The sequence below is a fragment of the Gemmobacter fulvus genome (genome assembly GCF_018798885.1).
GTDB classification, from domain to species: Bacteria; Pseudomonadota; Alphaproteobacteria; order Rhodobacterales; family Rhodobacteraceae; genus Gemmobacter; species Gemmobacter fulvus.
This window is the reverse complement of sequence record NZ_CP076363.1, coordinates 139873-155300: the sequence shown is the minus strand read 5'-3', so window position 1 is coordinate 155300 and position 15428 is coordinate 139873. Positions and strand designations below refer to the sequence as shown.

Genomic DNA, 15428 nt, shown 5'->3' with positions numbered 1-15428 from the left:
ACCTACAGCCCTTCAAACGGCTGCGGGATCTGGCTTGTGCGCACCAGCCCGGCCTGACAGCGCGCGGCCTGTGGCTGGGCATGGGCAGCCACACCTGCGAACAGAACCTGCCCGGCACGTGGCTGCACCTCGCCCGACAGCATCTTCAGCAAGGTGGTCATGCCCGCGCCATTCGGCCACAGCACCCCCAGCGTCTCGCCGGGGCAAGCGCAAAGGACACATCAGACACCACCGTCACCGTGCCATATCGGCGGGTCAGCCTCCGGGCTTCCAGCACGAGGAGCCACTATCGCCGGCCATCGCTTACCAGACCTCCGGGCGCAGGGTGCCATCCGTCGCAATTTCGGGGGCGGTGGCGTTGAAGGTGTAGACCAGCCGGAAGCCGCCCGCCCCATCCGCCCGCCATTGCGCCCCGGCCAGAGCCGTCGTCGTCTCGCCGGTCAGCGAAGAGCGGAAAGGATATTGCGGCTCCCAATAGACCTCGCCCGACAGGTTCTCGCCCAGGGCATCGGGAAAGCTGGCAATGCCCTTGGGCGTCAGGGCCGCCTTGGCCACCGTCACGAATGTCGGCGCAAAGCCCATCTGCTTTGCCTGCGCCATGAAAGTGGCCAGATCGGGCGGCAGCATAACGCCGGTCACGATCTCCACCCCGGCGGCCATGAAGGCATTGATTTCGATAGAAAAAGCGTCTTTCAGATTGATATAGCGCCCCGGATCGACCACGATGAAACCCGCCGCTTGCTGCGCGGGCGGAAAGCCCAGACTGCCGTCGGAAAACGCGATGCCATCGGGGTCATTGGGCCAGAGTGCGCCACCGACGCGGTTGGTCTCCAGCCCGTTCCACAGGCCGATATACATCGCCATCAGGTCTTCGGCGCCCCAGAAGAAATGGTTGGTGAACGTGAACGACGTTTCACCCGTGATGCCGCCGCGCCCGAAATACCAGGGTTGCCAGGGCGCCGCCGCCGAGATGCAGGGCACCCCGTTCCACTCGCACAGGTCCGCCACCGGGTTGGTGGTAGCGGGCGTGGAGCCGCCGAGCACCAGATCCACCTCATCCTGAAAGATCAGGTCCGACGCCATGTCGCCCGCGCGGTTCGGATCTGATTGGGTGTCCTTTTCGATGATCTCGACAGCATAGCTGCCGCTGGCCGTTTTCTAGCGTGCCAGCAAGCGCGGTGCGCACGGCCGCGATCACATAACCATCGCTTTCCGAAATGCCATTCAACGCCCCCGGACCGGGGCGAGACATAACCGATGCGGATCGGACCGCTCCGGGCAGGATTGAAGGGCTTGAGATGGTTCAGGGCTGGCAGGGATCACGCGGAGGCCACCCGGATCATGGCGGCGGCCTTTTCTCCGATCATGATGGTGGGGGCGTTGGTATCGCCCGAGGGCGCGCTTGGCATGACCGAGGCATCGGCAACCTCTGCCCGACCCCGGGCAGAACCACCACCGGCGCGATGTCGAAAGTGTTCAGATGGGCCGCCGGACCAATGCCGGACAGCATCAGGATGCGCGGGCTTTTGATCGTGCCCGCACTCAGCGCCGCCTCACGGCCCATGCCGATATCAAAGCGTTCCGCACCCCGGCGGCAGCGGACGCCGTCCACCCGGCCCGCTTCGATCATCAGCCGCTCGACCCGGGTGGCGGGCAGCACGCTCAGGTTGGGGCGATCCGGCGCCGGGGCCAGAAACGCCGCCGCCGTCGAGGCCCGCCGCCCCTCACGCGTGTTGAACTGGATGCGGCTGATGCTGTCGAGGCTGGAAACATTGTAATCGGGATTGAGCGGAATGCCCGCCTGCACCGCCGCCGCAATCAGCGCGTCCATCACCGGATGAGCCGTATCGTCGGTGGTCACCCGCAGCGGGCCGCCCGCACCATGAACCGCATCTGCGCCCCGGTCAAAATCCTCGGATTCCTTGAAATAGGGCAGCACATTGGCCCAATCCCATTCCTGGCACCCTGCAAGCGCCCAGGCGTCATAATCCATCGCGTGACCGCGCACATAGATCATGCCGTTCATCGCCGGATGACCCACCGATCACCTTTCCACGCGGCCAGTAGATCTGCCGCCCCTGGCAATGTCTCTGCGGCACGGTGGAATAGCCCCAGTCATATTCCGACTGCCAGATCTCGATGGTGCGCAAGGGCGTCGACACCATGCCGGGCGTATCGCCCTGCCCGCCCTCGATCAGCAGGACTGAGGCGGTTTCATCCTCGCTCAGCCGCGCGGCCAGCACGCAACCGGCAGAACCGCCGTCGCAGATCACATAGTCAAAGGTCTTTCCGGCAAGATCGAGCGCGGGGAAGGGGGGCAAGATGGGTCATATGGTCGGCCTCTCGCAGAGAGACGCCGGGCAAACATCAGCCAGCCGCGAACCGGGTGCTGCGGGCTTCATGGTTGGGAGGAGGGGGCGTGTGCGAAGGGCCGGGGGTCAGCCGGGGCTGGTCAGGATCATCTCAATCTCTCCTGTCGGGTGTGGCCGGGGTCTTTGTGCCCCTTGACCGGGATGCGCGGCGCGGCCCTTTATGGGCAACGCCGGTGGTTGCAGGTCGGCTCAGCGGTAGGCGATGCAGACCGATTTGGTTTCCAGATAATTGTCCAGCGCGCCCGCGCCATGTTCACGCCCGATGCCCGACTGCTTTACGCCGCCAAAGGGCATGTTCTGATCGGGGATATTGTGGCTGTTGACCCAGACCGTTCCGGCCTGGATTTTCGGCACATAGCGCATCACCTTGTTCAGATCGCGGGTCCAGAGCGAGGCGCCCAGACCATAGCGCGTGTCATTGGCCAGCCGCACCGCCTCATCCGGGTCGCTGAACGGGGTCATGGTGACAACCGGGCCAAACACCTCGTCCTGCATCAGGGCCATGTCCTGCCGCACATCGGTGAACAGTTCGGGGGCGACGTAGAAGCCGGTTGCGGGCGCGGTGGCGTTGATCACCGGCTTTGCCCCGTCTTCCAGCCCGCGCGCGATACAGGCCTTCACATGCGCCTGATGGCGGGCGGACACGACCGGGTTGATCTGGTTGGCGGGATCGAGGCCCGGGCCGATGGCAAGGTTGCGCGTCACACCGGCAATCACCTCCAGCGCTTTTTCGTAGATGCCCTTCTGCGCATAGATCCGCACCCCGGCACAGCAGGTCTGGCCAGTGTTGAAGAAGGTGCCGATGCCCGCCGCAGCCCCCAGAAGATCCAGATCCATATCGTCGAACATCACCATCGGAGCCTTGCCGCCAAGTTCCAGCGTGACGCGCTTCATGTCTTTCATCGCCTGAATGCCGATCATCTTGCCGGTCTCGGTCGAGCCGGTGAAGGTGATCTTGGCGATGCCGGGATGAGCCACCAGTGCCGCGCCCGCCTCGTGCCCCATGCCGGTGATGACATTCACTACGCCTTCGGGAATACCTGCCTCCAGCACGAGCTGCGCCAGTCGCATCGCGGTCAGCGGGGTTTCTTCCGCCGGTTTCAGAACCACGGTGCAGCCCGCCGCCAAGGCTGGCGCGATCTTCCACACTGCCATGTTCAGCGGGAAGTTCCATGGCGTGATGGCGGCCACCACGCCCACGGGTTCCTTGCGGGTGAAGGCCTGATAGCTCATGCCCGGCGGGATCGGGATCGAGACATCCAGCGTGGCTCCCTGAATCTTGGTCGACCATCCCGCCATATAGCGGATGTATTCTGCCGAAGACTGCACCTCGATCAGCCGCGACAGCAGGATCGACTTGCCCTGATTCAGCGTTTCCAGCTGTGCCAGTTCTTCGCCGTTCTGTTCGATCAGATCGGCCAGTTTCAGCATCAGCCCCTGCCGCTGGACGGGCAGAAGCCGGGACCATGGCCCTTCAAACGCGGCCTGAGCGGCCTTCACCGCGCGGTCAACATCATCGGCGGTGCCAGCGGGCACCTGTGCCAGTTCAGCCCCTGTTGCGGGGTTGAACACGGCAAAGGTTGCACCGCTGGACGCGGCGACGGTCTCTGCTCCGATCAGCATTCGGGGGGCTTTCAGAAAGGCGGCGATGCTGGGCAGGATTTCTGAAACGGCACTGTCGGGGGGCGCGATTCTCATGTCTGGCTTCCTTGTCTGCTGGGTGAATAATACACTATTCACGTGCTATTTCATGTAATATCAGGCGGGCCGTGCCAAAGCGCACCGGGGGCCATCCCCCTGCCCAAATTGCAGGCATCAGGCGGGGTTGGTTGTCGGCCGCAGGACAAAGTTGAAATCGGTGCGCCATTGCTCGGTGGGGCTGTGCACCGGCAGGAAATCGGCAATCAGCGAGGCCTTGACCCCGAACACCGCGTCGGAGGTCAGATAGCTATCCCCGCCGACAAAGATATGGGTGATCAACCGCGCATGGCCGGGTGCCGTCACCCGGAAGTGCATATGCGCGGGCCGCCACGGATGTCGGCCAAGCGCGCCCAGCATTTGCCCCACCGGGCCATCATCGGGGATTGGATAGGACACCGGCTTGATGCCGCGAAAGGCATAAGACCCGTCGGGGCCGGTGCGGAATACGCCGCGATTGTTCCACTTCGGTTGCAGATCGGGCTGCTGCACATCATAGAACCCGTCGGCATTGTCAGACCAGACATCGACCAGCGCATCGGCAATCGGCTTGCCGTCCAGATCCAGCACATGCCCTTGGTAGAGGCAGATCTCGCCCTTGCCATCCAGACTGATGCAGGTGCCCATCGGCAGTTCGGGCGCGCCTTCGACATGGAACGGGCCAAAAACGGTGGAGTCGGTGGCCCCCTCGGGCGCGCGATGGTTGATCGCATCGACCAGCATGGATACCCCCAGCGCATCCGACAGAAGGATGAACTCCTGCCGGGCGTCGCCGCACATCTGGCCGGTGCGGGTCAGAAAACCGATGGCGGTCTCCCATTCGGCTTCGGTCAGTTCGACATCCTTGATGAAGCCATGCAGATGCGTGACCAGCGATGCCATGACCCGCCGCAGCCGCGCATCGCTGGCAGCGCTCATCCGGGCGTTGACCGTTTCGACAGAATTGCCTTCGGAAAGATAGCTCATGTCGGTCTCCTCAGGCGGCAAGCGGCGGAGCACCCGCATGAGCGCGCTGGATCAGCGCGGTCAGGGCGTCGCGTTCCAGCGGACGGGGGTTCCAATAGGGGTTCGACAGCGCCAGGTCGACGGCGCGCGCGATTCCGTCAGCGGGCATTCCCAGCGCCGCAAGCGACGCGGGCGCGCCGACAGCGCGACCCAGATCAAACAGTGCCAAAGCCGGATCCGCGCCCAGCACGGTGCGCAGACGTGCCATCGCCTCAGGCGCGGCGGGCGCGTTGTAGGCCAGCGCATGTGGAAGGATCAGCGTATGGGTTTCGGCATGGGGCAGATCGAACGAGCCGCCAAGCGTGTGACACAGCTTGTGATGCAGTGCCATGCCCACCGACCCCAGGCAGATCCCGCAGAGCCAAGCACCATAAAGCGCATCGGCCCGGGCCTTGCGGTTCGCCGGATCCTGCGCGATGGCGGGCAGGCCGCGGGCCAGCGCGCCGATGCCTTCCGCCGCCATCAGGCTGATCACCGGATTGGCCTCGCGCGCATACAGCGCCTCGACGGCATGGGCGATGGCGTTGATGCCGCTGGCGCCCGACAGCGCCACGGGCAGGCCCATGGTGTGTTCCACATCATAGATCACCACCTGTGGCAGCACCTTTGCCGTTGTCTGCGTGCGCTTTTGCCCGCCCGAGGTTTCGCCCAGGATCGGCGTCATCTCTGACCCGGCATAGGTGGTGGGCAGCACGATCTGTGGCAGGCCGGTGCGCAGCGCAATCGCCTTGCCCAGCCCGGTGGTGGAGCCGCCGCCGATCGCCACCACCACATCCGCCTTGATCTGCCGCGCCCGGTCGGCGGCAAGATCGCTGACATCCACCGGCGTGTGCATGACCGCGCCCGGAAAGACGCCGACCGCAGTCTCGCCCAGCAGATCGGCCAGCTTTTGCCCCGCATCCTCTTGCGCCGGGGTGGTCAGGATCAGCGCGCGGCGGGTGCCCAGACGGGCCATCTCCTCGGGCAGCGCCGCAGTGGTGCCAAAGCCGAAAACCACCCGCGCGGGGTTGCCACTATAGACAAAACCTTGCTCAATCACCGGCTGTCTCCTTTGTGTTCAGCGGGCGGTGTATCGGAAAATCCACCTGATGCCGGGCGATCCGCACCCCGGTCAGCCGGTCGCGCACGGCCAGATGTGCGGGGTGGGCCGCATAGGCCGCCAGCGCCGCTTCGCTGTCGAACTCGCTCAGCAGCAGCATGTCGCAGGCATAGTCGACGCCGCTGATATCCACGCCGATCTCCAGCCGGGTCATCCCCGGGATGCAGCCGCGCAGCGCCTCGAACTCGGCGCGGACCGTTTCGACGGCGGCGCGTTTTTCGGCATCAGAGTTGCCAGCGACATCCCACATCACGATGTGGCAGATCGGCAAATCCTTGGTGTCGGTCATAGGGTGCTCCGGTATCAGACGGGCCGGGCCAACCCCGGATGCACTACAGTTGCACCGCATAATTGCAGGATAAATCACGCAATTTGCGAAACATTCTTGCAGGCTCAGCAAAGATTCATGGCTGCCAAACAAATGTAGCTGATTCGCCGCAAGCCTGTTACAGTAATATTACTGTAAATTGACGATGGGTGTGCCTATGGACCGGATTACAGAGCTTCAGATCTTTTCGGCCATTGCGGAAGAGGCAAACCTGACCCGCGCCTCCGAGGTGCTGGGCCTGTCGGTGTCCGGGGTCAGCCGCACCCTTTCGGCGCTGGAAACCCGGCTGGGCGTGCGGCTGGTGCAGCGCACCACCCGGCAGATGTCGCTGACCTCGGAAGGTGAAAGCTTTGCCCAGAATGTGCGCGAAATCCTCAACAGCCTGCGCGAGGCCGAGGAAAGCGTGATCCGTGGCGCCGCCGAACCCTTTGGCACATTGCGGATCGGCGCCTCGCTGTCCTTTGCGCTATTGCATCTGATGCCGGTCATTCACGCCTACAAGGCGCGCTATCCCTTGGTGCGGATCGAGCTTCAGGCCTCGAACCGTTACTGCGACATCATCGAAAACGGCCTTGATCTTGCGATCCGCACCCGGCGAGCCGAGGCGGACAGTTCGGTGACCATCCGCAAACTGGCCGAGGTGCCACGCGTGCTGGCCGCCGCTCCGGCCTATCTTGACCAGCACGGCACGCCCGAAACCCCCGAAGATCTGCAAAGGCACCGCCTGCTGCTCTATTCGCTGGCAGAGGATTGGGATGTACTGACCCTGACCGACAGCACCAGAACATGCCGCCAGCACGTGAGCGGCGATCTGGTGGCCAATGACGGGCAGATCCTGCGCGACGCGGCCTTGGGGGGCATGGGGATCCTGATTCAGCCCGCCTATATCATCCACGACGATCTGCGCGCCGGGCGTCTGGTGCCGATCTTGCCGGACTGGGTGCCGCGCGGGCTGACGATGAATGTCGCCTATCCGACCCGCAGCTTCCTGCCTATGCGCGCGCGCCTGTTCATCGACGCGCTGGTGGCGCATTTTCGTGAAAATGCCTTTGAAACCCAATGGGGAAGCCATCTGACCGGGGCAGGGCGCGCGCCGCAGATCATGCCGGAACCCGCCGCTGAATGCTGCGCGGGCTCCTGATACCAACCTCGCAGCACGAAGAAGTGTGTTTTGCAAACTTCGCAATAATACATGAAAAGTCACGTGCTAGCGTAACATATCAATGCGGATCAACTGCATTGCACCCATAAAAAACGTATCCGACAGGAGAATGACCATGACCGCTTTCCCCCCCACCCACAGACTGCGCCATGCCGCGCTTGCTCTTGCCGCCGTTGCCGTCGGCGCCCTGAGCGGCACGGCAGCACTGGCCGAGGACGTGCTGCGCTCGCTCACCGCCTTTCCCTCCAGCGACAATACCACCCAGTTCTACAGCCGCTTTGCCGAAGCGGTGAATGAGCGTGGCAAAGGTATCGTGCGGATCGACGTGGTGGGCGGGCCGGAAATCGTTCCGGGCATGCAGCAGATCGAAGCCGTAGGGCGCGGCGTCATCGACATGACCTTCGGCCCGATCAGCTATGCGCTCGGCTCCATGCCCGAGGCCGATGCCTGGGTCGGCAGCGACCTTGAACCGACCGTTTCGCGCGCGAATGGCGGCTTTGCCCTGATGCAGAAGGCCGCAGCGGAAAAGCTGAACATTCATGTGCTGGCCCGCTTTGCCCCGGCCGCACCGCTGCACATCTATCTGCTGGAGGAACCAGCCCGCACGGCGGATGGCCAGCTTGATCTGACCGGCAAGCGCCTGCGCGCCTCGCCGCTCTATAACGCCTTTTATGAAAGCCTCGGTGCGGTGCCGGTCAGCATTCCGGTGCCGGATGTCTATACCGGGCTGGAGCGCGGCACCTTTGACGGTCTGGGCTATCCGCCCTCTGCCATTGAAGGCTGGAACTGGGACCGTTTCCTGAAATACCGGGTTGATCCGGGCTTCCTGCAATCTGATCTTGGCATCTATATCGCGCCCGCAAAATGGTCGGCGCTCAGCGAGGATGCGCGCCGGATCCTGTCTGAAGTGGCGATCGAATTCGAGGCCAGCGGCTATACCGAATGGCAAAAGCTGACAGCCGACGTGAATGCCCGCTTTGAAGCGAATGGCATGAAGGTCGCCAGGATCGAAGGCGAGGCTGGCAAGGCCTATGTCGACGCGGCGCATGATGCGGTGTGGAACCGCCTGAAGGCTTCGGGGTCGCCCTATGCCGATGAACTGCGTGCGCTCTATTTCTCGCGTTGATTTCGCCAAGCACCGGGTCTTCGGACCCGGTCCCTTGCCAGGACATTCCTATGACCCTCCTCCGCCTCTATGACCGCTGCGTCATCGGGCTGGCCGCCGCAGGTGCCGCCAGCCTTGCCATCATCACAGCGCTGATCATCTATGACGTGTTCAGCCGCAACCTTGGGCTTCCACAACTGACCTCCACTAGCGCCGTTGTCGAATATGCGCTGCTTTTCAGCACCATGGCCGCCGCGCCCTGGCTTGTCCGCATCAATGGCCATGTGTCCCTCTCGTCGATCATCGGGTTGGCCCCGACGGCGGTGCAGCGGGTGGCGAGCCGGATCGTTGTTATCATCGCCGCGCTGGCGGTGGCGGTTCTGGCCTGGGTCTCGGGCAGCATCGCCCTGCATCAGTGGCAGGTCGGCACCATCGACATGCGCTCGGTCGATCTGCCGGGCTGGCTGCTCTATGCGTTCATGGCCGCAGGCTTTGCCCTGATGGCAACAGAGTTCCTGCGCATGTTCCTGCGCGGCGAAAGCTATACCGGCGCCGGGGGGGAGCATTGACATGATGGAATGGTATGAAGCGACCGCCTTTCTGATCGGCGGGCTTGTTGTGCTGATGCTGCTGGGCATGCCGGTGGCCGTGGCCTTTCTGATCATCAACATGGCGGGGGTGATCGTCTTGATGGGAGGCATGGCCGGGGTCGAGCAATTGCTGACCAATGCCACCGTCTCGGTGACCAGCTTCACGCTGGCGCCGGTGCCATTGTTTCTGGTCATGGGCGAGTTGCTGTTTCACTCGGGTCTGGCCATCGGCGTGTTCAACGCGCTGGACAAATGCTTTGGCGGCATCCGAGGGCGGCTGGCCTATCTGACGGTGGGCGGCGGCACGATCTTTGCCACCTTGTCCGGCTCGTCCATGGCCAATACCGCGATGCTGGGCACCACGCTGATGCCCGACATGCTGAAACGCGGCTACAAGAAATACATCGTGATGGGCCCGATCATCGCCACCGGCGGCCTTGCCATGATCATCCCGCCGTCGTCTCTGGCGGTTCTGCTCGGGTCACTGGCGCGGATCGACGTGGGGGCGCTGCTGATTGCCGGAATGATCCCCGGCCTGATCCTTGCGATCTTTTACGTCGTGACCATCTGGCTGATGATCCGCCTCGACCCCGAGGCAGCACCCCCCTATCAGACCGAGAAGCACAGCCTGAACGAGGTGCTGGGCGGGCTGATCCGCGATGTGTTGCCGATGGGTCTGGTGGTGTTTGCCGTGGTGGGCATGATCCTGCTGGGCTGGGCCACGCCGACAGAATCCGCAGCCTGCGGCACGGCAGCGGTGCTGATCCTTGCCGCCGCCTATCGCAAGCTGAACATGCAGGTCATCATCCGGGCGCTGCAAGGCTCGGTCAAAGTCTCGGCGATGATGCTGATGATCATTCTCGGCTCCACCACCTTTTCACAGATCCTCGCCTTTTCCGGGGCGTCACAGGGGCTGATCGCGTTTTCGACCGGGTTCGAGCTGTCGGCCTACGCGATGCTGCTGGCCATGCTGATTGTCCTGATCATTCTGGGCATGTTCATGGATCAGCTGTCGATCATGATGCTGACGCTGCCGATCTTCATGCCGCTGGTCGGGATCTATGGGTTTGATCCGGTCTGGTTCGGTATCGTCATGTTGCTCGCGCTGGAGCTCAGCCTTGCAACGCCGCCGTTCGGGCTGCTGCTGTTCGTCATGCTGGGTGTGGCACCACGCGGCACGACGATGCGCGAGGTGGTTCTGGCCTCGGCGCCGTTCATTCTCTGCACGCTGGTGCTGATTGGGTTGCTGACGCTGGTGCCGGATCTGGCGCTATGGCTGCCGATGGCCATGCGCTGACGGCACTGCCGGAAAAACGACTGCCCTGCTGCCCCCGGACCAACTCCGGGGGCAGCGTCATTCGTGCCGCTCCATTGCGGCAGAAATCACCCAGCCCGCATAGAAATGGCCCACCAGAACCGCGTCGTCAGGTCTTCCCATTCGAACAAGTTCACCACATCGGCGACATGGGTGTCGAGCGTGACAGCGGGGCTCAGCAGATGCGACCGCTCGCCCAAACCCGTCAGGGTCGGGGTGAAAACCCGGTGGTCTTTGCCGTGCAGCCGGTCATGGACCCGCGCCCAGAGCCAACCGCCATGGCCCGCGCCATGGATCAGAACAAGAGCGCGGGGTTGGGCATCGGAAAACTCCTTGAAAGGCGCCGCGGGCAGGGCGGATGGCCCGGTCCGATGGCTGGCAGGCACAGCGCGTGGGTCAGGGCATTGGATTGCGCAAAGCCTATTGGATCAGCCCCGTTTTGAACAGTTGGCCATGCCCAACAATTGATCAGGCATTAACCAAGCAATCGCTGGATTATGATTGAATATTATATGCAAATTGTCGCAAGCGCACTGCAGGCAAAAGGCGCAGACCCTTCAACGCAGGAGCGATGAGTTGATCCTTTTCAACCTGGGCCGAGCCTGCATTGCAGCCTTCGGCCTTGCCAGCATGGCCCAGGATGCGATGGATTGGCCTCCGAGACCCATCGGGGTGGCGGTGTTGAATGCGCTTGGCGGTGCATCTGATATGTTTGCGCGCGCCTTGGCTGTCGTGGCGAAGGATGTGATCAGCCGTCCGCGCCGCAGCGCCTGATGGTCATGCCATTGGCGTTTCGGCGATGACGCATTTCACCGCGATGCAGCCCCCGAGTTTCAGCAGTTCCAGACCGCCGCAGGCATCAAGGGCTGACGGTCGGGCTTGCCGACTATGCCGCCTTTGTTGAAAAGATCGCTGCGCTGGTTGGTGACGGGTTGACGGCCGTCGGCATAGCAAAGCCTTTCAGAGCAGCAAACGCCCGCGTAGGCCGCGGGCGTTTTGCGGGTTCAGAACCCGTGCAGCCGGTCAGCCCATTGCCAGCCGATCATCGCCCCCTTGATCCGGGGCAGCAACAGCAGGCTTCCGGCAATGACGATGCCACTGATCAGAAGCGCAGTCTGCCACGGGCCGACATCAGTATGCACGATCATCGCATGCAGCATGAACCCTGCGATATGGCACATGATCAGGATGGTGAAATAGGCCGGGCCATCATCGGCCTTTTGCGCGGTAAAGCTCTGACCGCAGATGGCGCAGGCGTGGGCCACTTTCAGGTAGCTTTTGAACAGCTTGCCCTGACCGCAGCTGGGGCAGCTGTGCCGGAAGCCGTGGTAGATGGCTGATTTGTGGTGGCGCGGTGCATCTTGCATGGACTCATCTCCTGATGACCCAATCATACGCAATAATTGATTGCATACAATGCGGCGGATTGTCTCTGAATCAACCTGATTTGCCGGTGACGATTCTCGCAATGATGCGGCCCCGGCTGGCCAGTGTGACCACGCGCCGGTCCGGGGTCTGTGGATGATGTCCTAAGGTCGACGTGACACACTCACCCGGATCGACATTCCCAGATAGACGATGTCGCGCGCCACCAGCGGGCGCCGCGCCATGTCAGGGCGCAGTTGCCATTCCGCACGGTCTGCCAGCGCGGGATAATTGGCGCAATACAAGCAGCCCCGCCGCATTGAAATCGGTTGTGGGCAGGGGGGGTGACATCGACCTCGTGCCGCGGTAGCGGCTCCGTCGCCGCCCAGCCACGATAGAGCCGGGCGGCCTGATCGACAAAGCCGCGATCCGCTCCCGGCGCCATCGGCAGCAGGTCCAGATGCCCCTGCGGCTGCGCGCGGGGGAGATGGGCATTGCCGCTCGCCTCACCGTGCCGGACGAAGGCCGTGATCATGGTCACTTCGGCAAACAGCGTCTCACCGATGCTCAGGTGATGAAACGACACCAGCCGTTTGGGCGACAGACGCCGCAAGCGCGCGGCAATCGTCATCATCGCGCCGGGACGGGCGCGCGCGGGATGCAGGATACGTTCGGATATGACGCCGAAGGCGGCATAGACCGGCGCGCCTTCGGCAGCGGCAAAGATCGTCGTCTGCTGGCCAAGCGCGACCGCGATCAGCCGCCAGTGCAGATCACCAAGGTGCCGCAGCATCCAGCCGTCGGACAGTCCGCGCCAGCCACATTCCGCCATGCCCATGCGGCGCTGCTCCACGGCATCGGCCTGATGGAACGGCGCATGTTTCATTCTGCGGCCTGCATTGCGGCGGTTGCGTACTGCGCGATCTGTTCGGCCAAGTGGCGGGCGTCTTCGTCAATGCCCAGAAACCGTCCTGAACCTCACGTGTTCAGCCAGCCCAAGCTGATGAAATAGACCCACGCACATCTGTGACACCCCGGCGATAGGCGGGTCTGACATGTGCATCAAAACATCCCACTTCCAGCCAGCGATAATCCGGACGAAAGCCGATGACGGGCATCTTCGGCATGGCACTGTCCTTTGGGGTATTGAGCTGGCCCGCCGGTCTGGCGGGCCGCATGGATCAGACCGTCCAGGTGTCGATGATCACAGCATTGGCTTTTTTGTGGAGCAGGATGCAGTCCAGCACGGCCTGCGGCATGATCGGCGTGATGCCGGGGATCAGCGCAGGCTCGCCCGTGCCATAGAGCGCCTGAAGCGCAAAGCGACAGGCGTAGACCCTGCCACGCTCGGCCATGAACCGCTCCAGATTCGTGTTGAAGTTCTGGTGGCCCGGAAACGCCTCATCGCCGATCTTGGGGAAGCCGCGCTGCACCCCCAGCAAGGCCCCGGGGCCATAGAGCAGGATCGAGGTGTCAAACGCCTTCTTGGTCAGGCGGATGGCGTTCAGCTTGTTCATTGGCCCGATCGGACCTTCAAAGGCCATGGTGTGAAAGGTGACAAGCGCCTTGTCGCCCGGATCGGCCTTAACGTCTTCAAAGACCTTCGTTTCGTTATCGACGATAAAATCACCGGGCTTGTTGGCTGCGTGGGTGACTGCGGGCATCGGGCACTCCTGTTCGGGTTGGGATGAGATCAGGGTGCATGGTGCGATCAATGGCTGAATCAACTTTACATACAATATAGCTTTGCGGAACGGCTCGTCACCGAGCGGAGGGATTGAAAACTGGTCGCTTGGGCCTAAAAACCGGCAGCCCGCAATCAAAGCCCTGGCGCGCAGGGCACAATCGGCTTGTCATTTCGCGCCAGGGCGACGATTCATACAAATACAGTCAATGCGCAAATGCCGGAGCAGAACATGACATCCTGGGCCCCCACCTTCGGCACAAGTGGCAAGCCGCGGTATCTGGAAATTGCCGATGCCATCGAACGTGATGCCGCCAGTGGTGTGCTGTCAGCCGGGGATCGGCTTCCACCGCAGCGACGGCTGGCCGAGGTTCTGGGGCTGGATTTCACCACGATCAGCCGTGCCTATACCGAAGCACAGTCGCGCGGGCTGGTGGAAAGCCATGTCGGGCGCGGCACCTTTGTCCGCGCGCGTCCGGGGGCCACTGGTCCGACCGCCGACCCACGGCGCACGCGCGAGCAAGATCTGTCGATGAACGCGCCGCCGGAACCGGATGATCCGGCGCTTCTGGCCGCGATGCGTGCGGGGCTGGACACCGTGGGTGCCAATCTGGTGCCGCTGCTGCGGTATCAATCGACCGTCGGGTCCGAGATGGACCGGGCGGCGGCGCTGTCGTGGTTGTCGATGCGCGGCATGGTGCCCAATCTGGACCGCATCGCCGTGACGCCCGGCGCCCATGCCACGATGGTTGCTGTGCTGAGCATTCTGGCCTCGCCGGGCGATACCATTCTCTGCGAGGCGGTCACCTATCCCGGCTTGCGCTCCATCGCTGCGCGCGCGGGTCTGACCCTGATCGGCCTGCCGGTTGACGTGTCCGGCATTCTGCCCGATGCGCTGGCGGCGGCAATCCTGCTGCACAAGCCAAAGGTGCTGTATCTGAACCCGACATTGCACAACCCGACCACGCGGACGATCCCGGCGGCGCGGCGTATGGAAATTGCCGAGATCCTGCAACGCCACAGCCTGCCGCTGATCGAGGATGATGCCTACGGCTTCATCCAGCCGAACGCCCCTGCGCCCTTTGCAACGCTGGTGCCTGCGCTGACCTGGCACATCGGCGGGTTGGCCAAGTGCATCGGCGCGGGCTTGCGGCTTGCCTTTGCCATCGCGCCCGACAGCCGATCCTCATATCAGCTCGCGCAAACCCTGCGGGTGACCAATGTCATGGCCTCGCCCCTGTCGATGGCGCTGGTGACCCGCTGGATCGAGGATGGCACCGCCGACCGCATCTGCCGCTTCATCCGCGCCGAGAGCACCGCCCGACAGGAGATTGCCGAGAAGGTGTTGCAGGGCTTTCAGTTCGACGCCGACCGGCATGCCTTCAATATCTGGCTGAAGTTGCCTGAGGGGGTCAGCCGGGCCGAGTTGATGGGGCGGATGAACGGGCATGGCATTGGTCTGATGCCCTCGGATGCCTTCACGGTTCTGGGCACACCCGATGAGCATGTGCGCATCTGCCTTGGCGGCTCGATCAGCCGGGAAGGCCTGCGCCATGGCCTGTCCTTCCTCGCCAATACCCTGAACGGCGAAGTCTGGTTGGGCTGACGGCGACCGCCGGTTCGCGCGGAGCAGAGACCCTTGAGTGCGCACGTGCAGATTGATTGCTGCCTGACCCTACGCTACATTTGAGGGATTCTTTGGCTG

At 63.2% G+C, this 15428-nt stretch carries 18 protein-coding genes; 6 read left to right on the top strand and 12 right to left on the bottom strand.

Translation table 11 applies throughout. The features are described 5' to 3' along the window. Positions 1-2: 2 nt before the first annotated feature. The 8 genes from KM031_RS19230 to KM031_RS19195 all read right to left on the bottom strand — a co-directional run bounded on the left by KM031_RS19230 (position 3) and on the right by KM031_RS19195 (position 6463). Complete coding sequence (locus KM031_RS19230) at positions 3-161, bottom strand: P-loop NTPase family protein (RefSeq protein ID WP_246567096.1); 159 nt, start codon at positions 159-161, stop codon at positions 3-5. Positions 162-303: 142 nt separating this feature from the next. Next, positions 304-1083, bottom strand: a complete 780-nt coding sequence (locus tag KM031_RS19225) for an ABC transporter substrate-binding protein (RefSeq protein ID WP_246567095.1) — start codon at positions 1081-1083, stop codon at positions 304-306. 280 nt (positions 1084-1363) lie between these two features. Continuing rightward, on the bottom strand, positions 1364-2017 hold the full coding sequence (locus tag KM031_RS19220) for a GMC family oxidoreductase (protein WP_260692205.1): 654 nt from the start codon (positions 2015-2017) through the stop codon (positions 1364-1366). Further along, entirely contained in the window at positions 1983-2321 is a 339-nt protein-coding gene (locus KM031_RS19215) for a GMC family oxidoreductase N-terminal domain-containing protein (protein ID WP_260692204.1), read from the bottom strand. The genes KM031_RS19220 and KM031_RS19215 overlap by 35 nt, the downstream gene beginning before the upstream one ends. 240 nt (positions 2322-2561) lie before the next feature. Next, positions 2562-4070: an aldehyde dehydrogenase family protein gene (locus KM031_RS19210; RefSeq protein WP_215505495.1), complete on the bottom strand. Its 1509-nt coding sequence runs from the start codon at positions 4068-4070 to the stop codon at positions 2562-2564. A gap of 117 nt (positions 4071-4187) precedes the next feature. Next, positions 4188-5036 (bottom strand): intradiol ring-cleavage dioxygenase, encoded by an 849-nt coding sequence (locus tag KM031_RS19205; protein WP_215505494.1) that lies wholly within the window; start codon positions 5034-5036, stop codon positions 4188-4190. A 10-nt stretch (positions 5037-5046) separates the two neighbouring features. Next, positions 5047-6114: a maleylacetate reductase gene (locus tag KM031_RS19200; protein ID WP_260692203.1), complete on the bottom strand. Its 1068-nt coding sequence runs from the start codon at positions 6112-6114 to the stop codon at positions 5047-5049. Further along, positions 6107-6463, bottom strand: coding sequence for a Dabb family protein (locus tag KM031_RS19195; protein ID WP_215505493.1), 357 nt, complete (start codon positions 6461-6463; stop codon positions 6107-6109). Before KM031_RS19195 ends, KM031_RS19200 begins: the two co-directional genes overlap by 8 nt. Before the next feature lie 196 nt (positions 6464-6659). On the opposite strand from KM031_RS19195, the gene KM031_RS19190 reads away from it, so the two are divergent. The 4 genes from KM031_RS19190 to KM031_RS19175 all read left to right on the top strand — a co-directional run bounded on the left by KM031_RS19190 (position 6660) and on the right by KM031_RS19175 (position 10656). Then, positions 6660-7643 (top strand): LysR family transcriptional regulator, encoded by a 984-nt coding sequence (locus KM031_RS19190; RefSeq protein ID WP_215505492.1) that lies wholly within the window; start codon positions 6660-6662, stop codon positions 7641-7643. Positions 7644-7779: 136 nt separating this feature from the next. Beyond that, complete coding sequence (gene dctP, locus KM031_RS19185; protein ID WP_215505491.1) at positions 7780-8790, top strand: TRAP transporter substrate-binding protein DctP; 1011 nt, start codon at positions 7780-7782, stop codon at positions 8788-8790. Positions 8791-8840: 50 nt separating this feature from the next. Then, complete coding sequence (locus KM031_RS19180) at positions 8841-9338, top strand: TRAP transporter small permease (protein ID WP_215505490.1); 498 nt, start codon at positions 8841-8843, stop codon at positions 9336-9338. 4 nt (positions 9339-9342) lie between these two features. Next, entirely contained in the window at positions 9343-10656 is a 1314-nt protein-coding gene (locus KM031_RS19175) for a TRAP transporter large permease (protein ID WP_215505719.1), read from the top strand. Positions 10657-10742: 86 nt separating this feature from the next. Here KM031_RS19175 and KM031_RS19170 read toward each other — a convergent pair whose 3' ends face one another. Next, positions 10743-11060: an alpha/beta fold hydrolase gene (locus tag KM031_RS19170; protein ID WP_215505489.1), complete on the bottom strand. Its 318-nt coding sequence runs from the start codon at positions 11058-11060 to the stop codon at positions 10743-10745. Between the two features lie 190 nt (positions 11061-11250). Between KM031_RS19170 and KM031_RS19165 the strand changes: the two genes are divergently transcribed. Continuing rightward, positions 11251-11448, top strand: coding sequence for a hypothetical protein (locus KM031_RS19165; protein WP_215505488.1), 198 nt, complete (start codon positions 11251-11253; stop codon positions 11446-11448). A 230-nt stretch (positions 11449-11678) separates the two neighbouring features. Here KM031_RS19165 and KM031_RS19160 read toward each other — a convergent pair whose 3' ends face one another. The 3 genes from KM031_RS19160 to KM031_RS19145 all read right to left on the bottom strand — a co-directional run bounded on the left by KM031_RS19160 (position 11679) and on the right by KM031_RS19145 (position 13703). Further along, a complete protein-coding gene (locus KM031_RS19160; RefSeq protein ID WP_215505487.1) occupies positions 11679-12041 on the bottom strand; it encodes a DUF983 domain-containing protein in 363 nt (120 codons plus the stop codon). Positions 12042-12223: 182 nt separating this feature from the next. Beyond that, the gene (locus tag KM031_RS19155; RefSeq protein ID WP_215505486.1) at positions 12224-12925 is read right to left on the bottom strand and encodes a hotdog family protein; all 702 of its coding nucleotides are present in this window, start codon (positions 12923-12925) and stop codon (positions 12224-12226) included. 295 nt (positions 12926-13220) lie between these two features. After that, positions 13221-13703: an MSMEG_0572/Sll0783 family nitrogen starvation response protein gene (locus tag KM031_RS19145; protein WP_215505485.1), complete on the bottom strand. Its 483-nt coding sequence runs from the start codon at positions 13701-13703 to the stop codon at positions 13221-13223. A 252-nt stretch (positions 13704-13955) separates the two neighbouring features. Here KM031_RS19145 and KM031_RS19140 point away from each other — a divergent pair, with 252 nt between their 5' ends. Then, a complete protein-coding gene (locus KM031_RS19140; RefSeq protein ID WP_215505484.1) occupies positions 13956-15329 on the top strand; it encodes an aminotransferase-like domain-containing protein in 1374 nt (457 codons plus the stop codon). The last annotated feature ends 99 nt before the right edge of the window (positions 15330-15428 follow it).